Here is a 22,146-nt window from a genome sequence, read left to right as displayed (position 1 = left end):
GTACTGTTACTCTCTCTTTTAACAATAAGAACTTGCGCGGGAGTTTAGGGTATTTAATCTTCAAATGTTGCAGGAATATAAATATCGAATGTTGTGCCTTGATTTAATTTGCTGTTAGCAGTAATAATTCCACCATGGTTATCTACAATTTTCTTTACGATAGCAAGTCCAATCCCTGTTCCATTGTATTCGGTTACACCATGATGGCGGTAGAATATTTCAAATATTTTTTCATTGTATTCTGATTCAAAGCCGATGCCGTTATCGGAAACAGAAATGTGACAATACTTTTTTTGAGGGGAAAGTGTGACGTTGCTAAATGTTATGCCATTGGCTATTTCACTTTTAATAATTATGTGTGGCGGTTGTAAAGGATTGGAAAACTTTAATGCGTTGCCTATCAGATTGTGCATGAGTTGACTGAATTGAAAAGGTATGATTTTGACCTTATATAATTCTGTTGTTTCAAAGGTGGCGTGTTTATCATTCAATTCTTCTTTTAAATCATCCTTCACTTCATCAATAACTTGATTGAGGTCAGTATATTCAAATTTGAGTTCTGTTGTATTGGTTTGTGAATAGGCAAGTAAATCCTTAATGAGTATCTGCATACGATTTGCTGTATCCTCCACCCTCATCAAATAATCTTTACCGTTTTTGGATAAATTATTTCTTTCTTTTTCTATGAGAAGTGATATAAAAACTTGAATTTTCCGAAGCGGTCCCTGAAGGTCGTGACTTGTAATGTAAGCGAATGCTTCAAGTTCACTATTTAATTTTTCTAATTCAGCATTTTTAATTTTGAGTATTTCTTCTTCCTTTTTTTTTTCGGTTAAATCGGTTATAATCACACCAATCATTGGAATTGAAGGAAATAATGATGTGAGAGAAATATAAACAGGAATTGTTTTATTGGCAATTAATAAATTTATTTCACCTTTTGCTTTGGTTTTTAATCCTTTTTTTAAAAGTTTATTGAATGTTTTTTTTGATTCGGGATGTATAAACTGACTAAAAGAGTTTCCAATTACGTTTTCATAAGGAAGGTTTAAAAGATCAGTAAAATAATTATTGGTGTAAATAATTAGTGCTTCTTTTGATAAGTTAAGTGCTCCTTCACCAAAATTTTCAACTAACATTTTATAAGCATAATCTGCTGATCGAAGTGTAAAAATTTCAGATTGGTTATTTGTCTTTATTGCAAAGGCATCTACTTCACCACTTTTAATGGCTTCAATTAACTGCTCGTATTCATCCACGCGGCTTTGCAGCTCTGAGATTTTTAATGCGGATTGTTTGACAGATAATTCCATTTCCATAAAATCTTTATTCGATTGTGATGCCTAATCCTTTCAATACTTTTTTGGTGTCAGATAATGTTCCCACCAAAGTTTTCTTTGGCAAGGGTAATATTTTCAGAAGTGAAGGGCTAAAAACAATATGTTTTTCTGAAGCAAGCTTGGGGTTTTTATAAATATCTATGATTTCAAGCTCAAAAGAACCTTTTAAATGTTCGTCACACAGCAACTTAATATTTTCAATTGCTTTCATTGATTTTTGTGACATGCCTGAAACATAGAGTTTTAGAATCAACTTACCTTCGATAATTAATTTGCCTTTTGCTTTCTCTTTCTCTTTCTCTTTCATTTTAAATTAATTAATTAGATACTGGTCGGATATTTAAACCCACCAAAACTTTTTCTTCATTGGAGAGGTCTCCAATTATTTTTCTTAATGGTTCAGGAACTTTACGAACCAGGGTGGGTATAGCAAATATTTGGTCACCTTCAGCTAACTGAGGGTTTTTCAGGAGGTCAATTACTTCGATAACATACCTGCCTTCCAGATGCTCCTTACAATACTTAGTGATGTTCTTTAAAGCAAGTATTGAATTAGGGGTTTGTCCTGCTATGTATAAACGCAGTTCCCATTTTTCTTCATTTATCATGTATTTTTTATTTTTTGTTTGAGGTTGTGAAATTAATTCCTTTATCAGTAATAGTAAAATCCTGTTGGTTGTTTGAGTGACCCATTCCCCGAGATTTTACAATGAGCAAACTGCGCACCCTCTCATTGTTTCGTTCTTCGTTCTTTAAATCTATCCAGGTGTCTGCGAGAGAAGATACTGCATCTACAGTGGGATTGTTGTATTCTGAAGGACCGTCATGAGTGAGCGATGTGAACAGTGCATTAATCTGTTTCATTTTGAGGGTATCCATTAACCTGACCAACATTGCCCGTACCTCATTATTGTTGCCAATTGTGATTAAACTACTTATGGGGTCAATGATGACAGTGCGCGGTTTGAGCTCCTCTAATAATTTATTAAAAACCAGCAGATGCATTTCCAAACCTTGCAGTGATGGCCGTGAGGCTTGAATGTGAAGCAATTTTGATTTAATGGCTTGCTTTAAATCAATTCCAATAGTTGCCATATTTCTTAACAATTGGTCTGGAGATTCTTCAAAAGAAAAATAGAGAGTGGACTCTTTTCGTTTGTAACTGCTCATTGCAAAATGAGCGGCAAGAATTGTTTTTGAAGTACCTGCCTGACCCGTTAAGAGCGTGCTGCTTCCACAATAAATCCCGCCAGTGGAAAATGCGTTGTCTAATGCAGCTAATCCCGTAGAGATAATTTCTGTTGATGATTTGTAATCTAACTTTAATGAAGTTACTGGGAGAACAGAAATACCATCTTCATCAATGATAAAGGGATATTCGTTTGTGCCATGTGTACTGCCACGGTATTTTACTATACGCAATCTGCGGGTTGCAATTTGTTCTATCACCCTAAAATCGAGAAGTATCACACAATCAGAAACATATTCTTCCAAACCCTGACGTGTTAACGAACTTTCACCTCTTTCACCTGTAATAATTGCTGTTACACCCTTTTCCTTGAGCCAGGTAAATAATCTGCGGATTTCGGAACGGAGTAGTGCCATGTTTTCCATTCCTGAAAACAAAGACTCAAGGGTGTCAAGCACAACTCGTTTTGCACCAACGGTATCAATGGCATAATTGAGACGAATAAAGAGTCCTTCTAAATCATACTCACCTGTTTCTTCTATTTCAGAACGCTCAATGCGCACATGGTCAACGTATAGTTTTTTATCTGCTTTTAATTTTTCAAAATCAAAACCTAATGAATTAAAATTTTGGGTGAGGTCGCTTGCAGATTCTTCAAAACTCATAAATACTCCCGGCTCATTGTATTCTGTAATTCCCTTTACCAGAAACTGGGTGGCAAATAAAGTTTTGCCACATCCTGCACTGCCGCAAATAAGAACAGGGCGACCTTTGGGAAACCCTCCGTTTGTGATTTCATCCAGCCCGTTTATGCCTGTTGGCGTTTTAAGTAATGCTTCCTTTTTGTTTTTTGCCATGAGAGTTTAATATTTTTCAAATTAATGAAAAATATATACCACAAGGTAGATTAAAAACACTTAGCTTTTATTATCACTTAGTTAATTTTTTTGGTAATTGATATTCACACTAAAATGAATAAGTTGCTGATATTCAAAAAACTGTAAGCTTTTCAATGTAGTAGTGCGCTGCCGGCTTTCTGAGACTAATTTAGTTTTCTATTAAGAGGATAAGTATATGAAAATCTTAAACAAGATTACTTTAATTATAAGCCCTTTTTTATCTCATTCAAACACGGCTAATAAGCAAATAGTTATGTAATTTTTATTTTGTCAGTGAGTTTTTTACAGGTACTGTCTTTATAGAGTTGCCATTAAGTTGTTAAATATGAACGCAAACAATAAGTTTAACTCTTAAAAATACAATAAGACAATTTTCTCTACTCACTTAAAAAGCCCAATACCAAAACTAATTGCTGTAACAAAGAATAAAAAGCACCTAATTATCATAGAAAAAATCAAATAAAAAAACGGTAGCTGAATAATTTCAAACTACCGTTTTCCATTTATGGGAACAATAAAATTTCTTATAGGTGAATTACCTCGCCATAGGCATCGGCCACTGCTTCCATCACCGCTTCACTCATGGTGGGGTGGGGGTGAATGGCCTTCAGGACTTCATGACCGGTGGTTTCCAGTTTTCTTCCCAATACCGCTTCTGCAATCATATCGGTTACTCCGGCACCAATCATATGGCAGCCCAACCATTCACCGTATTTGGCATCAAAAATCACTTTCACAAAACCATCGGGGGTTCCGGCGGCTTTGGCTTTTCCTGAGGCAGTGAACGGGAATTTCCCCACTTTTAATTCATAGCCGGCTTCTTTGGCTTGCTTTTCGGTCATCCCTACGCTGGCGATTTCGGGAGAGGCATAGGTACATCCGGGGATGTTGCCATAGTCAATGGCTTCCACATGCAATCCTTTGATTTTTTCGACGCAAGTAATGCCTTCTGCAGAAGCAACGTGTGCCAGTGCCGGGCCGGGAACCACATCACCTATGGCATAATAGCCGGGAATGTTGGTTTGATACCAGTCGTTCACCATGATCTTGTCTTTATCCACCACGATGCCCACATCTTCCAGACCTATGTTTTCCAGATTGGACTTGATGCCGACTGCTGATAAAACGATGTCTGCTTCAAGGGTTTCTTCTCCTTTTTTGGTTTTTACCTTGGCTTTCACTCCTTTTCCGGAAGTATCTAACGATTCTACTGAAGAACTGGTCATCACTTTGATACCAGCTTTTTTAAAGGAGCGTTCAAATTGTTTGGAAACATCTTCATCTTCCAGGGGAACCAGGTTTGGTAAGAACTCAACGATGGTGACCTCGGTGCCCATCGCGTTGTAAAAATGAGCAAACTCTACACCAATGGCGCCACTGCCCACCACAATCATCGATTTGGGTTGTTTGTCAAGCGACATGGCCTCCCGGTAACCGATTACTTTTTTGCCATCCTGCTTGAGGCTGGGCAACTCACGTGAACGGGCTCCTGTAGCAATAATGATATGGTCTGCGCTGTATTCTTTTCCGTCAACGTCTATCTTTTTACCGGGTTTTATTTTTCCAAACCCTTCAATGACGTCTATTTTATTCTTTTTCATTAAAAACTGAACTCCTTTGCTCATTCCGTCTGCAACTCCACGGCTTCGTTGAATGACTTTGGAGAAGTCTTTGTCAGCATCTTTTAGTGTGAGTCCGTAGTCTTCAGCATGTTTCAAGTAGTCAAACACCTGTGCACTTTTTAAAAGTGCTTTGGTAGGGATACAGCCCCAGTTGAGACAAACGCCTCCAAGGCTTTCCTTTTCAACGACTGCGGTTTTAAACCCTAATTGTGACGCACGGATGGCGGTTACATACCCCCCGGGACCACTTCCTAAAACGATAATATCATATTTGCTCATTATGCTGTGTTTTAATCAATTTGTTACAAGCTACGAAATTACGGAATTTTGAGAATGTGGCAAGGTAAGATATTGGAATTTAGAAAATATTCATCCGAAGGGTCAGCTCGCGAGCTGACCGTGTTTTTTAAAATTATAATATTAAATTTGGATAATCAATTGAATGAGAATGAGGAAAAGAAAGCGAAATAGAATGTATGGATATAATTATTCAAGGGATAATTTATATTTTGTCACGATTTGTGTTAAGGATATGAAATGTGAATTTGGAGATATTAAACCCCTCGACGAACCACCACCCGAAGGGCCAGCTCGTGAGCTGAGCATGACAAGCAGAAATCAAAATCATAAAAAAATGATTTTAAACAGAAAAGGGGAGATTGCCGAGCAGCAATGGTTTTGGTTAGGTAATCAATATCCTTATGTAATTTTGCACTCGTTTATAGTTATGCCCAATCATATTCATGGCATCCTTGAAATTGATTCAAGTAAAGTAGAGGAAGGTTGCATGAAAATCAAATCATTGTCAGAATTGATGGGTGCTTTTAAAACCACTTCATCAAAATTAATCCATCTTTCAGGGTATAAAGAATTTAAATGGCACCGTTCATTCCATGACCATATTATTCGAAGTAAAAAGGCATATCAAAACATTTCCAAATATATAGAAACCAATCCTTTGCGTTGGGAAAGTGATAGTAAGAATCAGTGAGTTTTTTGAGGAGATTTTCTAATCTACTGTCTTGTATCACTCTCAATCATACCGTCTCTAAGACGAATGACGCGCTTGGCACGTTGAGCGATGTCTTCCTCATGAGTGACCAGAATAACCGTATTGCCGGACTGGTGAATGGCATCAATAAGATTCATGATTTCTTCAGACGTTTTGGTGTCCAGGTTTCCTGTAGGTTCATCTGCGAGGATGATAGAAGGGTTGTTGACCAGCGCACGGCCCACAGCAACCCGTTGTCGTTGACCCCCTGAAAGTTCGTTAGGACGGTGGTCCATTCTGTCACCCAGGCCCACATCTTCCAGTACTTTTTGCGCTCGTTTTGTGCGTTCTGCTTTTGTAGCGCCTGCATAAATCATGGGAAGCGCTACGTTTTCAAGTGCCGTGGTTCTCGGTAAGAGGTTGAAGGTTTGAAATATAAAACCAATTTCTTTGTTTCTGATTTCGGCGAGTTCATCATCGGTCATGGTGCTCACGTTCACACCGCTGAGTTCATAGGTGCCTGAGGTAGCAGTGTCCAGACATCCCAGTATGTTCATTAAAGTTGATTTTCCTGAACCTGAGGGTCCCATCAATGCTACATATTCGCCTTTTTCTATGTCAAGATCGAGGCCTTTCAACACGCGTAACACTTCACCTCCCATTTTAAAATCGCGGGTTATTTGTCTTATTTTAATTACTGAACTCATTGCTTTTAATTGGTTTTATACAGTTGATAGGTCTTTTTTAATTCATAAACGTTACAAACGTATGGTAAAACTTTCTTTCTTTTGTTCTTCCCTGAAACACACGATGCCCCACTGAAACGTGTCAATCGCCACAGTGACTTTTGGGTGTGCAGCAATTTCTTTCCAGGCGAGTTGCATATCAGCAGACCAGTAGATGTCGTCAAAGATAAGCAGGCTGTTGTTGTGAACCACAGGCAACAGTTTTTGAAAATAATCTATCGTGTCTTTGTACGTATGATTGCCGTCAATATAGATGCAATCCGGCGTCATTTCAAGTGGTTTGTTTAAAAAGTTTTCAAAGGTTTCATGGATGACTTCTACATTTGAATGTCCTGCCTGTTTCAAGTTTTTTTCAGCAAAGGAAGCGGTTGCCGGGCAGCCTTCCAAACTCACCACTTGATTGTTTTCGCTTAAAGCGAAAGCACAGGTAGCCTTGCCCAACGAAGTGCCCAGTTCAAGGGTGTTTTTAAAATTAAAGTAACGGGTGAGCCTAAAGAGCAGTTGCTGTCTTTTTTTGGAAATACCGGCGTGTTTGGCAATTGCCGAGACCTTTCTTTTATTTGAACGAAAGACCCTTGAACCCGAACCAAAGTCTTTTACGGTAAGAATCTCTTTACTTTGTGCCAATTCTTTGTTGTAGTGCTCTAAAAGTGTGTATTCAGGGTAGTTTTTTGTGTCGTTAAAACATTTAGTAACTAACTCAAAAACAAAAGGCGAGTGAACTCCGTGAAGCTTTATCGAACGAAGGTAGAATTTGATATAGGATAGTATGAGGTACATTCAGTTTTGTTTGTTGATGTGAGCGTTTACTTTAGACTAAATAAAATAGAGAAGAGAAAAGAGACTGATTTCCTCTCAAACCTATGGTCTCAACGCTATTCGATTCCCACTTCACCACGTCTTCTTGTAAAGGCGATGAGTATGACACCTATTAATATAAACAGGGCTATGCGATACAAAAAGTCGCCATAGGCTACATAAAACGTGATTTCATCATTCAGATAAAGGGTTCCTGCCAGCGCTCCCTGGGTGTTGTAGGCCAGTGTTTCTTCCACATCGCCGCGTTGATTGATAAAGCCGGAAATGCCTGTGTTGGCACTACGGGCAATGCTGCGGCGGGTTTCAACGGCTCTTAGTTTTGCCAGGCTGAGATGTTGCTTGTGTCCCTGGGTTTCGCCCCACCAGGCATCGTTGGTGATGATGGACAGGAAATTTGCTTCGTTACGTATATATCCTGTAACAAACTCCCCATAAACCGATTCGTAACAAATAATGGGTCCGGTAGCAAAGGCTCCATTTTTAGATTTAAAGACTTCGCGGTCCTCTTGTGTGGTTTTCATAGCCACCGTGCCACCCAAATCGAGCATGATGTCACCTAACAGGGGTTTGATGATGCCCACATAGGGTGTGCTCTCCACACCCACCACCAGTTTGGATTTGTGATACAAGTCCATGTCCGGCTTGTCGCTGATCATAAAGGCGGAATTGTAAGTGTTGTAATACAATCCGTTTGGAAATTGATTGGTTTGATTGGTAACCTGTTCCCGGTCATCAAACACCTTAAACAATGAAACCCCCGATAAAAAATTTAGATGGGGATATTCGTTGATAAAACTTCTGATTCGATTGGTGATAGCGCTTTCTTCAAATACTTCAATGCGTTCATTATCTGCAAACACCGTTTCGGGTGCAATGACAAAATCGGTTTCGGCTGTAACTTCCCTTTCAGTTAAATCAAACAGGAGGGTGGCAATTTCGTCGTTTGGAACATTGTATTTTTCAGAATAAGGGTCGATGTTTGGTTGCAGCACAACCACGTTGACAGTTTCGCCGCCTTCTTCATAAGAATTGTACATCCATAAAGAAATAATCAACGGAAGCAGTATGTAAACAGAGGCTTTTAGGCTTCCGCGAAAGAGAATGCTCTTTTGTTTAAACTCTTTGTAAAGTATATAGGACTTAAACAAGGCCAGGTTGACAATCCATACCCAAAGCGTTCCACCAAAAGTGCCGGTGTATTCATACCACTGCACCCAACTGATGAATTCAGAAAACCCATTCCCCAGGTTGAGCCAGGGCCAGGAGAAGTCCCAGTTGAGATGTAATTTTTCGAAACAAATCCAAAGACTTGTTAAAAACACTGTGGAGATAAAAAAGGTGGTTCTTTTGGCAAAATGATGATACAACAAAAACACCAGTGACATTAACAGGGAGTTGACCGTGATGGCAAACACGGCTCCAAACTCACTGGAATACCAGAGCCAGTTGGTTTTGATGATGTTCCAGGTGAGGAAAGTAATGTAAGCAAACAGCAATACCTGCCAGCCTTTGCGTTTTTTAGCGGAAGTTCTTATTTCGCGTTCAGCGATGAGCAACGGCACAAACCCAATAAACAAAAATAACGGAAAGCCCCAAGTGGGCCAGCCCAATGAAAACAATAGACCCGAAGCAAGCGCAAGCAGAAAGTATCTCATTTAAGCAATGATTTTAGGAGGTAAATATAAGGAGATTCAACAGACTCTTAATTGGCCACATCGCTAATAAATTTGATTCGGTACAGGCGAAGTTCTTCTTCTTCATAATCACCGTCAAATTCACTCATTGCTTCATCAATTTTGTCGGTTTCTGCTTCAAGAAAATAGTCGTGAATTTCTTCTTGTTGATCTTCATCGAGTATTTCATCCAGCCAGTAATTAATATTTAGTTTAGTGCCACTAAAAACTATGGCTTCCATTTCTTTTATAAACTCATCCATAGAGAGGCCTTTTGCTTTTGCAATGTCTAACAAAGGCAGCTTTCTATCCACATTTTGAATGATATACAATTTGAGCGCACTGTTTGAACCGGTGGTTTTGACAATCATATCGTCGGGGCGTTCTATTTCATTGTCCTCCACATAACGGTTGATGAGGTCAATAAAAGGTTTGCCGTATTTCTTGGCTTTTCCTTCACCTACACCGTGTACATTTGAAAGTTCCTCCATTGAACCGGGATATTTGAGAGACATATCTTCTAAGGAAGGGTCTTGAAATATCACAAAGGGAGGCAGCTCCAGTTTATGTGCCAGTTTTTTGCGTTCTTCTTTTAAAAGCTTGAAGAGCCTTTCATCGGCTACGGCACCTCCTTTTTGAGCTGTAATAATGGCATCGTCATTGGCTTCTTTGAAGGAGTGGTCTTCTGTCATCATAAATGAAACAGGCTTCTTCAAGAATTCGAGACCCAGAGGGGTTAATTTGATGACCCCATAGGTTTCAATATCTTTTGAGAGCAATCCTGCAACCAAAACCTGTCTTAGCAGCGCCATCCAATATTCAGGTTCTTTGTCTTTTCCGGAACCAAAATAGGGTTGTGTATCCAGCCGGTGCGAACTAATGAGTGCGCTTACTTTACCAATGAGCAATTGCACAATGGCTTTGGATTTGTATTGCTGGTTACTTTCTTTGATGACATTCAGGAGTTTGACAACATCGTCTTTGGCTTCGTGTTGTTTTTTAGGATTGCGCATATTGTCATCCATATCACCTCCCTCGCCGGTTTCATTGTCAAACTCTTCACCAAAATAGTGGAGTATAAATTTCCTTCTTGAGATGGATGTTTCGGCAAATGCCACGACTTCTTGCAACAGGGCGTGCCCAATTTCCTGTTCGGCCACTGGCTTGCCGCTCATAAACTTTTCAAGTTTTTCAATGTCTTTATAGGAGTAGAATGCCAGGCAGTGTCCTTCACCGCCATCTCTTCCGGCGCGACCGGTCTCCTGATAATAACTCTCAATGCTTTTGGGAATGTCATGATGGACTACAAAACGCACATCGGGTTTGTCGATGCCCATACCAAATGCAATGGTGGCAACGACCACATCGGCATCTTCCATTAAAAACATATCCTGGTGCTTGACCCTGGTTTTTGGGTCCAGGCCTGCATGGTAGGGTACAGCATTCACGCCATTTACCTGAAGTGATTGTGCAAGTTCTTCAACACGTTTTCTGCTCAGGCAATACACAATGCCACTTTTGCCTTCATTTTGTTTTATAAAGCGGATGATGTCTGCATCCACATTTTTAGTTTTGGGCCGCACTTCATAAAACAGATTGGGTCTGTTAAAGGAAGCCTTGAAAACCTTTACATCTGGAATGTTCAGGTTCTTTATAATGTCTTCCTGGACTTTGGGTGTGGCGGTTGCGGTAAGGGCAACGATGGGAATGTTGTCGCCTATTCTTCCGATTATGGATTTTAAGTTTCTGTATTCAGGCCTGAAGTCATGTCCCCATTCACTGATACAATGCGCTTCATCAATGGCTAGAAACGAGATTTTCACACTGCGTAAAAAAGCTACATTTTCTTCTTTAGTAAGCGATTCAGGTGCTACATAAAGCAGTTTGGTAACGCCGTCAACAATGTCTTTTTTGACTTGTTTTACCTCCGTTTTGTTTAAGGAGGAGTTTAGAACATGTGCAATGCCCACTTCAGAAGAATTACCTCTAAGGAAGTCTACCTGGTTTTTCATCAATGCGATAAGGGGAGAAACAACTATAGCGGTACCTTCTGCTATCAATGCCGGGAGTTGGTAGCACAGAGACTTTCCTCCTCCAGTTGGCATTATGACAAAAGTATTGTTATTGCTTACAACACTTTTGACAACCTCTTCCTGCAGCCCTTTGAAAGCGGAAAATCCAAAATGCTTTTTGAGAGCTGCGTGTATGTCAATTTCGTTCACTTACTACAATTATTTTATCTACATTTGTAGTCTAAATATACTAATTTCTTGATAAGACACAAACCTAATAAACTGTTAAGTTTTGCAAAGTCATAAAAAAATCATTTCCATAGCCAGACAAACCATCGAGACAGAGAGTAAAGCGATTGCCTATCTGGCTAACCTGGTGGACGATGAGTTTGCAAATGCGGTCTCACACGTGTTTAATTCAGGTGGCAGGGTTATTATTACAGGCATTGGGAAAAGCGCCAATATAGCTACCAAAATAGTGGCCACGTTGAATTCCACCGGCACTCCGGCAGGATTTATGCATGCTGCTGATGCAATTCATGGTGACTTGGGAACCATACAGCCCGAAGATGTGGTGATTTGTATTTCAAAAAGTGGTAATACTCCTGAAATTAAGGTGCTGGTTCCGTTAATTAAGTCATTGGGCAATACTTTAATTGCCATTACTTCAAATAAAGACTCCTTTTTGGGCAAACAAGCTGATTTTGTACTGAATGCGTTTGTAGAAAAAGAAGCCTGCCCCAATAATCTGGCGCCTACAACCAGCACAACAGCACAACTTGTAATTGGTGATGCGTTTGCGATGTGTCTTTTGGATTTACGTGGTTTTTCCAGTAAGGATTTTGCACGTTTTCACCCAGGAGGATCTTTAGGAAAGCAGTTGTATTTGCGCGTGGCTGATCTGACCGATGCCAATGAAAAACCTAGAGTTGCTTTACAATCGAGCCTCAAAGAAGTGATTGTTGAGATAACAGAAAAAATGCTTGGTGTTACTGCTGTGGTGGAGGATGAAAAAATCATTGGAATTATCACTGATGGTGATTTAAGAAGAATGCTTGCAAAAACAGATGATATCAGTAAACTTCAGGCAAAAGATATTATGACTACCAATCCGAAACGAATTGAAGCACAAGCGATGGCAGTTAAAGCAATGGAGCTGATGGAAACCCATGGTATTTCACAATTACTGGTTGAAGAAAAAGGCGTTTACAAAGGAGTGATCCATATTCATAATCTAATTAAAGAGGGAATTATTTAATGGCTGCCCGAAAAAAGAAAGACCCCAACGCAGAGATGTCCTTTTTAGATCATCTTGAAGATTTACGTTGGCACCTCATTAGAGCAACATTGAGTATTATTGTTGTTGGTTTTGTAGCCTTTTTAGCGAAGGATTTTATTTTTGATGTTATCATCTTTGGACCCAAACAAGCTGACTTTTTTACTTACAGAGTTCTTTGTGACGTTGCGCAATATGTAGGCTTGCAAGATAGTTTTTGCTTTGATGAACTACCGTTTAGAATTCAGAGCAGGACGATGGCAGGACAGTTTTCTGCACACGTGTGGACTTCAATTACTGCCGGTTTTGTGGTAGCCTTCCCGTATGTGATTTATGAATTTTGGAAGTTCATCAGTCCCGGTTTAATGGAAAATGAACGAAGTACAGCAAGGGGTTTTATTGCGATTTCCTCGTTGTTGTTTTTTATGGGTGTAATTTTTGGGTATTATGTAATTACGCCATTGTCCATCAACTTTCTGGGGAGCTATCAGGTGAGTAGCGAGGTTTTTAATGATTTTGACTTGAGTAGTTACATTGGTTTGGTTCGTTCATCAGTGATTGCATCCGGTTTAATATTTGAACTGCCCATCATAATTTACTTTTTAACCAAGATAGGTTTGGTGACGCCTGAAACCTTAAGAAAATATAGAAAGATAAGTCTTGTAGTCGTACTGATATTGTCTGCAGTGATCACTCCGCCGGATATTGTTAGTCAGATAATAGTTGCGATTCCAATATTGATCCTGTATGAAATAAGCATTCTTATTTCGAGAGTTGTCATAAGAAATCAAAAAAGAAAGGCCAATGCAAAAAAATAAAGTAGACGAATTCAACGCATATCGCGAACGAATGAATGAAAAGCTTTTAGCTGATAACAACAAAATCATAAAGCGAATCTTTAACCTGGATACCAATGCCTATATGGAAGGAGCGTTGGATGTAAAAACCAAAGAAATGCTCGGTTTGGTAGCTTCAGCAGTGTTGCGTTGTGATGATTGCATTGCATATCATTTACAAACAGCTTATGAGCTGGGTGCAACTAAAGAAGAAGTTATGGAAACGCTCAGTATAGCTACACTTGTGGGAGGGACGATAGTTATTCCACACTTAAGAAGGGCGTATGAATTTTGGGAAGCATTGGAATTAAAACACAATAATTAAACAATTTTGGGTTTATGTAGATAGACCAATTTACTTTTTTATGAAACTAAGAGCTGAAAATCTTGTAAAAACTTATAAAGGGCGTGATGTTGTAAAAGGCATTAGCGTTGAAGTAAACCGTGGTGAAATCGTGGGGCTTTTAGGTCCCAATGGCGCCGGAAAAACAACTTCTTTTTATATGATTGTTGGGTTGATCAAACCTAACAAGGGAAAGATTTTTCTCAATGAAACTGAAATCACCAAATACCCCATGTACAAAAGGGCTCAAAACGGAATTGGATATTTGGCACAAGAGGCCTCTGTTTTCAGAAAATTGAGCATTGAAGAAAATATTTTAAGTGTATTACAGCTCACCAAACTTTCAAAAAAAGAACAACACGCTAAAATGGAATCTTTAATTGAGGAATTTGGTTTGGGGCATATCAGAAAAAACAGGGGTGATTTACTTTCTGGTGGTGAGCGTCGTCGCACAGAGATAGCGCGTGCTTTGGCCACAGACCCCAGTTTTATTTTACTGGATGAACCTTTTGCCGGTGTAGATCCTGTGGCAGTTGAAGACATTCAACGAATTGTTGCACAACTTAAAAACAAAAATATTGGAATCCTGATTACAGATCACAACGTACAGGAAACACTTGCTATTACAGACCGCACTTACCTGATGTTTGAAGGAAGCATTCTAAAACACGGAGAACCCGAAGAGCTAGCGACTGATGAAATGGTCAGAAAAGTGTATTTGGGTCAAAATTTTGAACTTCGCAAAAAGAAACTCAACTTTAATTAAGCACGCTCGCGTTTATTGGATATCAGTGATAGTATAAGATAGAGCAGGATTATCAATGGAATTGCTACAAACCAAAAAGCAATGAGCAGTGCTATGCTCACGATCAAGAACACATAACGCTCTGAGTTTGCTTTAAAGCTTCGTGTTTTGAACTTCAAAGAAAACAGTTTGAGTGGTGCATTCAGTAAAAAGGTGCTTAAAAAAGTGAGTGCTATCAGCACCACGGGATTCAAGAGTATATCAAAAGCCAGATCTGATGGTTGGTAGATTAGAATGAGTGGCAAACTGATGACCCATAATGCGTTGGCAGGTGTGGGAAGGCCAATAAAAGTGTTTGTTTGCCTTTCGTCAATGTTAAATTTAGCAAGTCGGTAAGCAGAGCCCAAGGTGATTAATAAACCCAATAAAGGCAGAAAAGCATCGGTGGTTAAATTTACTGACGATCCCTCCCATAAGTTGCTAGGAGTTGATTCCAGGCAAGCCATATGGATGAGTTGCATCATTATAATTCCTGGAACTAAACCACTTGTAACCACATCGGCAAGGGAGTCCAATTGTTTTCCCAATTCGCTTTGAATTCCCAGAGCTCGTGCTGCAAGTCCGTCAAAAAAGTCAAAAAATATTCCTAAGATTACAAAGCCTGCAGCAAGCGGTAGATTTCCCTGAATGGCAAATACAACTGCAATGCAACCAAAAAGAAGGTTTAAAAGGGTTATGAAATTTGGAATAAATCGAAGCATAAAGGGATGGTTTTAGTTTTTGTAAATTTAGCAAACTATTTTCGTCCAGGCTTTAAAATTAAACAATAACTAGCGGTTTTTGTAGTTAAATAAACAGGAAAAATTAGATATTTGCAACAAATTAAGCCCTTGAAAAAGAAATTTCTGTTTCTGTTATTTTTTTCGGTGAGTGTAGTTTCGGCGCAAACAGCCAGAAAATATTCAAATGAGTTTATGAATATTGGTGTTGATGCGGCAGCATTGGGTATGGCAAATGCCGTTACGGGAATCACTTCTGATGTTAATTCTGTTTACTGGAACCCTGCCGGAATACTCCATCTGGAAGACAATCAGATGGCGCTTATGCACGCTTCTTATTTTGCAAATATTGCTTCCTATAACTACGCCGCCTTTGCCATGCCCTTGGACGACCGCAGTGCTGTTGGAATTTCAGCTATCAGGTTTGGGGTAGATGATATTTTAAACACCACCCAGTTGATAGATCAACAAGGTAATATTGATTACAACCGCATCAGTTTATTTTCTACAGCCGATTATGGATTTGTATTTTCATATGCACGAAAACTTCCACTTGATGGGTTAAATTATGGTGTAAACGCAAAAATCATCAGACGAGTGATTGGTAAATTTGCTTCTTCCTGGGGGTTTGGCTTTGATGTTGGAATTCAGTTTGAAAAAGGTGATTGGCGTTTAGGAGTAATGGCCAGGGATATTACCACGACATACAATATTTGGGCAATCGATGAGGAGCAATTTGCAACAATTCAAGGTGCTGTAGAAGGTCAAAACCAGGAGCAGCCCGAAACCACTGAGATTACAATTCCAAAACTACAAATCGGTGCCGGAAAGCGTTTTGATTTTAGGGGAGATTATTCTTTGGTAGCTTCTATGAACCTGAACATGCGCTTTGTTCAAACCAACGATTTGATTTCCACAAGTAGCTTTAGTATTGATCCAGCTTTGGGCTTTGATTTTGGCTTTATTGATATGGTCTTTTTGAGAGCCGGTGTTGGAAACTTTCAAAATGTATTACAGTTAGATGGTAATGAAAGTTTAAACTTCCAGCCAAATATAGGTGTTGGATTCAAGTATAAAGGGATTCACATAGATTATGCATTGACTGATATTGGAGACCAAAGTGCTGCGCTTTATTCCAATGTTTTTTCTGTGAAAATAGACTGGAATGTCTTCAGGTAATTAGTTTCCAATGGTATAGATTTGTCCCCGATGTGGTTTTAAGGCATCTCTTACAGCGGGCATACTCATTCGATTTACCACTAAATAGGCGATATAATGTAGTTCTGAGATCCTTTCTACACCTGAAACCGGTAATTCCAGGTTTTGAATGGCTGCATATTCAGTAAGATGAACCTTATGGTGAGAAGCTGTTTTTTTAGCGTCGGGCCCATGAAAATCCCAAATGAGTTTGAGGCGTTCAGAAGTCATAACAAATTATTCTTTAACTTCTATGCCTAATTGTTCCATAACTGCATCTGTGATATCAAAAGCAGGATCTAAATACACCAAATTCCCGTCCTGGCCGGTATTGAATATCTGCGTGAATTGTTGTTCTTTAGCGATTACATCCATCGCTTCTGCTATTTTTTGGTAAAGCGGTCTTTTAAGCTCGTCTTCTTTGATGCGCATCAATTGGATTCCGTTTTGTCTGAATTTTGTTATTTCTTCTTCCAGATTAAAAATTTCTGATTGTTTTTCTTCAACTTGGGTTTCAGAAAATGAATCAACACTGGCGTTGTATTCTTCTAGTTTTGACTGGTAACCTGCCATTTTCTCTTTTAGTTGATTGTCAAGTGATTCACCATATGTTTTCAGTTCGCTCTGCACTGATGTAAACTGTGGCATTTGCGAAAGAATATGATCAATATCAATGGTTCCCACTTTTGACTGGGCACTCATAATGGATGTTACTAATAAAATGCTGAGGATAAATAATACGTTCTTCATTGTAAATTTTTTGGCTAAAGTAACAGAAATATTCATGTTTTGCAATTATGATTTTTCAGCAACTGAAATGCCGTTTTCTGCAAAGTTTTTAAAAGCTTCCATAAATTTAAAAGATTGTTTTTTGAAAGCACCAGGCATAAAAAACCCCATGGCTTTCATCATTAACCCTGAAAATTGGAACTCTGTAACAGAAATCCATTCGGTTGTATGTTCATCAATTTCTTTAAAGTAGTTTTCCTGAATGTTGTGAACTCCTTTTGTGTCGTAAGTTCCGTGAAATTCCTCAGGTAAATCACGTTTCAATATGGTTTCAACAAGTTCCATAGAACGTTTTCCCATTTTGTATTTTAAATTTGAAACAGCTCCTTCTTGACCCGGTGTGCCTGAAACATGTTCAAAACTAATAAAGCCTTTTTGCCAATGTTTCATGTTGTCAGGATTGTCAAAGAGTTCGATCACTTTTTGCCTTGGCAGATTTAATGTGATACTAATGCGGTACTTCATTTTACTTAATGTTTTGGTTGGTTTACAAATATATCAAAATTGAGGTCTTTTTAGTAATATGTTATGAAATACATCTTGGTTAACAATCGAATTTTGCTATTTTTGCAAACATTCTAAAAATTAAATCGCTATGAAAATAAACAGGTATTTCTTATTTCTTTTATTGGTAATATCCACATTTTCCTATTCTCAACAATTAGATAAAAATGTACTTCTCACTTTAGATGATGAGCCGGTTTTAGTAGATGAATTTTTAAGAGTATATCACAAGAATATTGAAATGGTTCAAGATGAGGATCAAAAAGGAAAAGAGGCCTATCTCGATTTGTTTGTGAACTATAAATTAAAAACCAAGGAAGCCTTTGACCAGGAGCTTGATAAAAACCCTGAGTTTCAAAAAGAATTAAACACATATAAAAACCAACTTTCTCAGAATTATTTGTTTCAACAAGAAATAACTGAAGAGCTTATTCAAGAGGCATATGACAGGTTAACAGAAGAGGTTAATGCAAACCATATACTCATTAGAGTAACGCCTGATGCCACTCCAAAAGACACATTGATAGCTTACGAAAAAATTACTGAAATTTTACAAAAAGCGCGAGCGGGAGAAGATTTTGAAACACTTGCAAGAACTTATTCAGAGGAACCCAAAGCCGAAGAGAGAGCCGGTGCATTAGGATATTTTAAGGGTTTTGGAATGGTGTACCCTTTTGAAAATGTAGCCTATAACACCAAAGTTGGAGAAGTTTCAGACATCTTAAGAACTCAATATGGTTATCACATTTTGAAAGTAAATGACAGACGACCAGTGCCCAATGAAATTACAGTGGCACACATTATGATTTCGACAAGAAACGATGTTACAGATGAAGAAGCTAAAAAGAGACTCGATGAAATATTAAACCGTATCAACCAAGGGGAAGACTTTGGTGACCTTGCAAAACAATTTTCTGAAGATCCCGGAAGCAAGAATAATGGTGGAAAATTAACCCGCTTTGGGTCTGGAAAGCTCAATTCTTCTGAGTTTGAAACAGTCGCTTTTGCACTTGAAAACCCCGGTGATATTTCTCAACCTGTCAAAACCAATTTTGGCTGGCACATTATAAAGCTAATTGAACGTCACCCAATCGAATCACTCGAGGAGCAAAGAGAAGAACTTTTAAGAAGAATCAAAAATACAGATCGTTCTAAAATAGTAGTAAAAGCAGTGAATGATCGTATCAAGCAAAAATATAACTTTAAAAAGTCTGAAACTCCACTTGCATTTTTCAACACTTTTGTGACAGACAGTGTTTTGAAGCGTAAATGGGAGTTTACAGAAGATCATCCAAAACTTAAAGAAACAATTTTTGAAATTGGTGATGTCGCCTATACCTTTTCAGATTTTGCATCTTATATCGAAAAACGTCAAAAGTCATCACGTATTTTTAAACAAAAAGAGCTTCAGCTCGCTTCTTATTATGATGAGTTTGAAGAAGAAAAACTCAATGAATTTTATAAAATTCATCTGGAACAAGAAAACCCGGAGTATGCCAATCTAATCACTGAATATCGCGATGGTTTATTGATTTTTGAACTAATGCAGAAAAATATTTGGGAACCTTCAAAAGAAGACAGTTTAGGTTTGGAAAAGTTTTATCAAAGCAATAAAACTAATTACAAATGGAACAAACGTGTCAAGGCTTTGATGGCTTCCACTGCAAATGCTGATTATGCTGCACAAATACAATCCCTATTGGAAAACAACAAAACGGAAGAAGAAATTAAAGAAGCTTTAAATTCAGGCGAGCAAACCAATGTGATTTTTAAATATGATTTATTTGAACTTGGAAACTCTGTTTTACCAGAAAATTTTGAGTTTAAAGAAGGTGTTTCAAAGGTTTATGATATAGGTAGTGATGATCATACCAATTCCTCACAATTCATCGTTTTTAAAGTAGATGAGGTTTTTCCCGAAACTCATAAAAAACTTGACGAAATTAGGGGCAAGGTAATGAGCGATTATCAAAATCATCTTGAAGAACAATGGATGCAGGAGCTTCGGGAAAAATACAATGTAAAGATCAACAAAAAAGCTGTAAAAAAATTAAATGACTAAACTCACCTTTCTATTTTTGTTTTTACTGGGCTCTTGTCAGTTGTTTGAAAAACAACCTGATGATCAGGTTATTGCAAGAGTAGGAGAGCACTTTTTATATAAAAATGACATTCTGGATTTAGTTGGCCCCGGATCATCACAAACAGACAGTTCGCTTGTTGTGAATACATTTATTGATAAATGGGCCACTCAAAAGTTATTGATGGACCAGGCAAAACTCAATTTATCGCAGGAAAAATTAAATCAGTATGACGAGTTGGTTGCCAATTATAAGACAGACTTGTACACAAAAGGATATTTAGATATCATTGCCACTCAGCAACTCGATGAAGAAATAGACCAAAATCAACTTGAAAGTTTTTACAATCAAAACAGTGAAAACTTTAAGCTCAATGAAGATCTTATTCAATTGAGATACATTCATGTGGGTAATGAAAATAGAAGTACATCAACACTTAAACAGCAATTATTTAGGTTTAATGACGAGGATAAAAAGGAGTTGATGGCACGTGAAATTCAGTTTAAAACCTTTTCTTTAAACGATTCAGTTTGGGTACAAGCAAACACAGTAAAGGACAAAATTCCTGTAGTGAATGATAGCAACTACAGCGAATTGTTAAAAAAATCAAATACATTGGAATTGCAAGACTCATTAGGAGTATATTTGATTTATATTAAGGATGTGTTACTTAGGAACGAAAATGCACCCTTAACTTATGTGAGTCCTACAATTGAACAAATAATTCTCAACAGGAGAAAACTTGAAATAATAAGAAATTTAGAAAAAGAGATTTTACAAGATGCAATTAAAACTAAAAAATTTGAAATTTATAAATAACAAGCCTGCCATTGCTTTGTTGATATTGTTCTTTTTGAGTATATCAATTTCAGCTCAAGACACATTAATAATAGATGAGACAAGCAATATAGATGCCCAGGTTGATTCTGTAAAAATTGACACAGTTCAAACTCAAAAAAGATTTAAAGTGGATGGAGTGATTGGAGTAGTGGGTGATTATATTGTTTTAGAAAGTGACATCGATAAAACATATCTCGAGCTTCAGCAACAAAGCATTTCCATTGATGAAATATCACGTTGTGAGCTATTGGGAAAACTTCTTGAAGACAAGTTGTATGCACACCACGCCATTCAGGACAGTATTGTGGTTTCTGAAGCAGAGATCAACAGTAGATTAGATCAGCAAATTGATTATATGATCAGTCAATTGGGTTCTGAAGAAAAAGTGTTTCAATACTATAGAAAAAACTCAATGGCAGAGTTGAGAAGAGAGCTGTTTGAAATAAATAAAGCCAATCAACTTGCGGCCATGATGCAGGAAAAAGTCTATGAAAATGTTGAAGTAACCCCTGAAGAAGTACGCACTTTTTTCCATAATATCCCTAAGGAGGACCTGCCCGTTTTTGGAACAGAACTTGAAGTAGCTCAAATTGTAATTGAACCAGAATTGACTGCAGAAGCCAAGCAACGGGTTATTGATGAACTCAATGAGCACCGTAGAGATGTGGTAGAAAACGGAAGTAGCTTTACTACAAAAGTGGTTCTTTATTCAGATGAACCCGGTGCTGCATCCAGAGGAGGACTTATAAGTTTAAACAGAAACAGTCCCTTTGTTAAAGAATTTAAAGATGTTGCTTTTGCTTTAAGAGAGGGAGAAGTAAGTGAGCCATTTGAAACTGAGTTTGGTTTTCACATCGTTTATGTCGAAAAAGTTAGAGGTCAGGAACGCGATGTTAGACATGTTTTAAAAATTCCACGTGTGAATGAGGCTACCATTCAAAAAGCACGGGAAAAAATCGATAATTTAAGAGAAAAGATAGTCAATGGTGAGCTTTCTTTCGCTGAAGCAGCCCGATCTGAATCTGACGAAAAAGAAACCAGAAACAATGGTGGTCAGTTAGTGAATCCTGTTACCAGTGATACCAGATTTGAACTTACAAAAATGGAGCCTTCACTAAGTGCACAGGTATATAACCTTAAAGACGGAGAAGTTTCTCCAGTCTATGTAGATGAAGACCGAACCGGAAGAAAACGATTTAAAATTCTCACCGTAACTAATAGGTTTGAAGAGCACCAAGCAGATTTTTCAAAAGATTATGAAAAGATAAAAGAACTGGCTTTGAATGAAAAGCGAATCAAAGCAATAGAAGATTGGCAAGAGGCAAAAATAAATGAGACGTACGTTAATATCAGTGAGGATTACTCACATTGTAATTTTGCCAGCAACTGGTTACAAAAATAAATAACTTGAGTATCGTTTAGCCACATTTTAACTTGATTCACTCAATAAAAAACAAAAATATTA

The 22,146-nt window shown here is 38.0% G+C and carries 22 protein-coding genes; 9 read left to right on the top strand and 13 right to left on the bottom strand.

Annotated features, from left to right (window positions below; all coding sequences use genetic code 11):
• Nucleotides 1-53 precede the first annotated feature (53 nt).
• The 5 genes from IEV69_RS02705 to lpdA form a co-directional block, all read right to left on the bottom strand.
• Nucleotides 54-1,319 carry an ATP-binding protein gene (locus IEV69_RS02705; RefSeq protein ID WP_229741284.1) on the bottom strand — a complete coding sequence of 422 codons (1,266 nt, stop codon included), beginning with the start codon at nt 1,317-1,319 and terminating at the stop codon, nt 54-56.
• Between the two features lie 7 nt (nt 1,320-1,326).
• Nucleotides 1,327-1,647, bottom strand: a complete 321-nt coding sequence (locus IEV69_RS02700; RefSeq protein WP_188439231.1) for a circadian clock KaiB family protein — start codon at nt 1,645-1,647, stop codon at nt 1,327-1,329.
• Between the two features lie 10 nt (nt 1,648-1,657).
• Complete coding sequence (locus tag IEV69_RS02695; RefSeq protein WP_188439230.1) at nt 1,658-1,948, bottom strand: circadian clock KaiB family protein; 291 nt, start codon at nt 1,946-1,948, stop codon at nt 1,658-1,660.
• A 7-nt stretch (nt 1,949-1,955) separates the two neighbouring features.
• Entirely contained in the window at nt 1,956-3,386 is a 1,431-nt protein-coding gene (gene kaiC, locus IEV69_RS02690) for a circadian clock protein KaiC (RefSeq protein WP_188439228.1), read from the bottom strand.
• Between the two features lie 566 nt (nt 3,387-3,952).
• Nucleotides 3,953-5,329 carry a dihydrolipoyl dehydrogenase gene (gene lpdA, locus IEV69_RS02685; RefSeq protein ID WP_188439226.1) on the bottom strand — a complete coding sequence of 459 codons (1,377 nt, stop codon included), beginning with the start codon at nt 5,327-5,329 and terminating at the stop codon, nt 3,953-3,955.
• Nucleotides 5,330-5,498: 169 nt separating this feature from the next.
• Here lpdA and IEV69_RS02680 point away from each other — a divergent pair, with 169 nt between their 5' ends.
• Nucleotides 5,499-6,041 (top strand): transposase, encoded by a 543-nt coding sequence (locus tag IEV69_RS02680; protein WP_188439224.1) that lies wholly within the window; start codon nt 5,499-5,501, stop codon nt 6,039-6,041.
• A 23-nt stretch (nt 6,042-6,064) separates the two neighbouring features.
• On the opposite strand, the gene IEV69_RS02675 is transcribed toward IEV69_RS02680, so the two are convergent.
• The 4 genes from IEV69_RS02675 to IEV69_RS02660 all read right to left on the bottom strand — a co-directional run bounded on the left by IEV69_RS02675 (nt 6,065) and on the right by IEV69_RS02660 (nt 11,501).
• Nucleotides 6,065-6,748, bottom strand: a complete 684-nt coding sequence (locus tag IEV69_RS02675; protein ID WP_188439222.1) for an ABC transporter ATP-binding protein — start codon at nt 6,746-6,748, stop codon at nt 6,065-6,067.
• Nucleotides 6,749-6,799: 51 nt separating this feature from the next.
• Nucleotides 6,800-7,567, bottom strand: coding sequence for an O-methyltransferase (locus IEV69_RS02670; RefSeq protein WP_188439220.1), 768 nt, complete (start codon nt 7,565-7,567; stop codon nt 6,800-6,802).
• Between the two features lie 95 nt (nt 7,568-7,662).
• The gene (lnt, locus tag IEV69_RS02665) at nt 7,663-9,261 is read right to left on the bottom strand and encodes an apolipoprotein N-acyltransferase (protein ID WP_188439218.1); all 1,599 of its coding nucleotides are present in this window, start codon (nt 9,259-9,261) and stop codon (nt 7,663-7,665) included.
• A gap of 47 nt (nt 9,262-9,308) precedes the next feature.
• Nucleotides 9,309-11,501, bottom strand: a complete 2,193-nt coding sequence (locus IEV69_RS02660; RefSeq protein ID WP_188439216.1) for a RecQ family ATP-dependent DNA helicase — start codon at nt 11,499-11,501, stop codon at nt 9,309-9,311.
• An 82-nt stretch (nt 11,502-11,583) separates the two neighbouring features.
• On the opposite strand from IEV69_RS02660, the gene IEV69_RS02655 reads away from it, so the two are divergent.
• Genes IEV69_RS02655 through lptB form a run of 4 tightly spaced genes read left to right on the top strand, consistent with a single transcriptional unit; the run spans nt 11,584 to nt 14,512 of the window.
• The gene (locus IEV69_RS02655; protein ID WP_188439214.1) at nt 11,584-12,549 is read left to right on the top strand and encodes a KpsF/GutQ family sugar-phosphate isomerase; all 966 of its coding nucleotides are present in this window, start codon (nt 11,584-11,586) and stop codon (nt 12,547-12,549) included.
• Nucleotides 12,549-13,385, top strand: a complete 837-nt coding sequence (tatC, locus tag IEV69_RS02650) for a twin-arginine translocase subunit TatC (RefSeq protein ID WP_229741282.1) — start codon at nt 12,549-12,551, stop codon at nt 13,383-13,385. Before IEV69_RS02655 ends, tatC begins: the two co-directional genes overlap by 1 nt.
• Entirely contained in the window at nt 13,372-13,728 is a 357-nt protein-coding gene (locus tag IEV69_RS02645; protein WP_188439213.1) for a carboxymuconolactone decarboxylase family protein, read from the top strand. The genes tatC and IEV69_RS02645 overlap by 14 nt, the downstream gene beginning before the upstream one ends.
• 40 nt (nt 13,729-13,768) lie before the next feature.
• Nucleotides 13,769-14,512: an LPS export ABC transporter ATP-binding protein gene (gene lptB, locus IEV69_RS02640; RefSeq protein WP_188439211.1), complete on the top strand. Its 744-nt coding sequence runs from the start codon at nt 13,769-13,771 to the stop codon at nt 14,510-14,512.
• Here the strand turns inward: lptB and IEV69_RS02635 are convergent.
• Nucleotides 14,509-15,252: a CDP-alcohol phosphatidyltransferase family protein gene (locus IEV69_RS02635; protein ID WP_188439209.1), complete on the bottom strand. Its 744-nt coding sequence runs from the start codon at nt 15,250-15,252 to the stop codon at nt 14,509-14,511. The two genes, lptB and IEV69_RS02635, sit on opposite strands and share 4 nt — an antisense overlap.
• A 129-nt stretch (nt 15,253-15,381) precedes the next feature.
• On the opposite strand from IEV69_RS02635, the gene IEV69_RS02630 reads away from it, so the two are divergent.
• Nucleotides 15,382-16,449 carry a putative type IX sorting system protein PorV2 gene (locus tag IEV69_RS02630; protein ID WP_373283645.1) on the top strand — a complete coding sequence of 356 codons (1,068 nt, stop codon included), beginning with the start codon at nt 15,382-15,384 and terminating at the stop codon, nt 16,447-16,449.
• On the opposite strand, the gene IEV69_RS02625 is transcribed toward IEV69_RS02630, so the two are convergent.
• Genes IEV69_RS02625 through IEV69_RS02615 form a run of 3 tightly spaced genes read right to left on the bottom strand, consistent with a single transcriptional unit; the run spans nt 16,450 to nt 17,721 of the window.
• Nucleotides 16,450-16,698: a hypothetical protein gene (locus IEV69_RS02625; protein ID WP_188439207.1), complete on the bottom strand. Its 249-nt coding sequence runs from the start codon at nt 16,696-16,698 to the stop codon at nt 16,450-16,452.
• Between the two features lie 6 nt (nt 16,699-16,704).
• Nucleotides 16,705-17,217 carry an OmpH/Skp family outer membrane protein gene (locus IEV69_RS02620; protein ID WP_188439206.1) on the bottom strand — a complete coding sequence of 171 codons (513 nt, stop codon included), beginning with the start codon at nt 17,215-17,217 and terminating at the stop codon, nt 16,705-16,707.
• A 45-nt stretch (nt 17,218-17,262) separates the two neighbouring features.
• Nucleotides 17,263-17,721 carry an SRPBCC family protein gene (locus IEV69_RS02615; RefSeq protein WP_188439204.1) on the bottom strand — a complete coding sequence of 153 codons (459 nt, stop codon included), beginning with the start codon at nt 17,719-17,721 and terminating at the stop codon, nt 17,263-17,265.
• 130 nt (nt 17,722-17,851) lie between these two features.
• Between IEV69_RS02615 and IEV69_RS02610 the strand changes: the two genes are divergently transcribed.
• The 3 genes from IEV69_RS02610 to IEV69_RS02600 are packed head-to-tail and all read left to right on the top strand — an operon-like array spanning nt 17,852 to nt 22,083.
• Entirely contained in the window at nt 17,852-19,822 is a 1,971-nt protein-coding gene (locus IEV69_RS02610) for a peptidylprolyl isomerase (RefSeq protein WP_188439202.1), read from the top strand.
• Entirely contained in the window at nt 19,815-20,660 is an 846-nt protein-coding gene (locus IEV69_RS02605) for a peptidyl-prolyl cis-trans isomerase (protein ID WP_188439200.1), read from the top strand. The genes IEV69_RS02610 and IEV69_RS02605 overlap by 8 nt, the downstream gene beginning before the upstream one ends.
• Entirely contained in the window at nt 20,644-22,083 is a 1,440-nt protein-coding gene (locus IEV69_RS02600) for a peptidylprolyl isomerase (RefSeq protein ID WP_308420124.1), read from the top strand. Before IEV69_RS02605 ends, IEV69_RS02600 begins: the two co-directional genes overlap by 17 nt.
• Nucleotides 22,084-22,146: the final 63 nt, after the last annotated feature.

The organism is Planktosalinus lacus, assembly GCF_014640155.1.
In the GTDB taxonomy this organism is placed as follows: domain Bacteria; phylum Bacteroidota; class Bacteroidia; order Flavobacteriales; family Flavobacteriaceae; genus Planktosalinus; species Planktosalinus lacus.
This window is presented reverse-complemented; position numbering and strand designations above follow the sequence as displayed.

Excerpts from the sequence above, each read along its gene's own strand:
- IEV69_RS02605 (WP_188439200.1), top strand. The coding sequence starts at position 19,815 with ATGACTAAACTCACCTTTCTATTTTTGTTTTTACTGGGCTCTTGTCAG.
- IEV69_RS02670 (WP_188439220.1), bottom strand. The coding sequence starts at position 7,567 with ATGTACCTCATACTATCCTATATCAAATTCTACCTTCGTTCGATAAAG.
- IEV69_RS02700 (WP_188439231.1), bottom strand. The coding sequence starts at position 1,647 with ATGAAAGAGAAAGAGAAAGAGAAAGCAAAAGGCAAATTAATTATCGAA.
- IEV69_RS02675 (WP_188439222.1), bottom strand. The coding sequence starts at position 6,748 with ATGAGTTCAGTAATTAAAATAAGACAAATAACCCGCGATTTTAAAATG.
- lptB (WP_188439211.1), top strand. The coding sequence starts at position 13,769 with ATGAAACTAAGAGCTGAAAATCTTGTAAAAACTTATAAAGGGCGTGAT.
- IEV69_RS02680 (WP_188439224.1), top strand. The coding sequence starts at position 5,499 with ATGAGGAAAAGAAAGCGAAATAGAATGTATGGATATAATTATTCAAGG.
- IEV69_RS02635 (WP_188439209.1), bottom strand. The coding sequence starts at position 15,252 with ATGCTTCGATTTATTCCAAATTTCATAACCCTTTTAAACCTTCTTTTT.
- IEV69_RS02695 (WP_188439230.1), bottom strand. The coding sequence starts at position 1,948 with ATGATAAATGAAGAAAAATGGGAACTGCGTTTATACATAGCAGGACAA.
- IEV69_RS02615 (WP_188439204.1), bottom strand. The coding sequence starts at position 17,721 with ATGAAGTACCGCATTAGTATCACATTAAATCTGCCAAGGCAAAAAGTG.
- IEV69_RS02705 (WP_229741284.1), bottom strand. The coding sequence starts at position 1,319 with ATGGAAATGGAATTATCTGTCAAACAATCCGCATTAAAAATCTCAGAG.
- kaiC (WP_188439228.1), bottom strand. The coding sequence starts at position 3,386 with ATGGCAAAAAACAAAAAGGAAGCATTACTTAAAACGCCAACAGGCATA.
- IEV69_RS02620 (WP_188439206.1), bottom strand. The coding sequence starts at position 17,217 with ATGAAGAACGTATTATTTATCCTCAGCATTTTATTAGTAACATCCATT.
- lpdA (WP_188439226.1), bottom strand. The coding sequence starts at position 5,329 with ATGAGCAAATATGATATTATCGTTTTAGGAAGTGGTCCCGGGGGGTAT.
- IEV69_RS02645 (WP_188439213.1), top strand. The coding sequence starts at position 13,372 with ATGCAAAAAAATAAAGTAGACGAATTCAACGCATATCGCGAACGAATG.
- lnt (WP_188439218.1), bottom strand. The coding sequence starts at position 9,261 with ATGAGATACTTTCTGCTTGCGCTTGCTTCGGGTCTATTGTTTTCATTG.
- IEV69_RS02625 (WP_188439207.1), bottom strand. The coding sequence starts at position 16,698 with ATGACTTCTGAACGCCTCAAACTCATTTGGGATTTTCATGGGCCCGAC.
- IEV69_RS02610 (WP_188439202.1), top strand. The coding sequence starts at position 17,852 with ATGAAAATAAACAGGTATTTCTTATTTCTTTTATTGGTAATATCCACA.
- tatC (WP_229741282.1), top strand. The coding sequence starts at position 12,549 with ATGGCTGCCCGAAAAAAGAAAGACCCCAACGCAGAGATGTCCTTTTTA.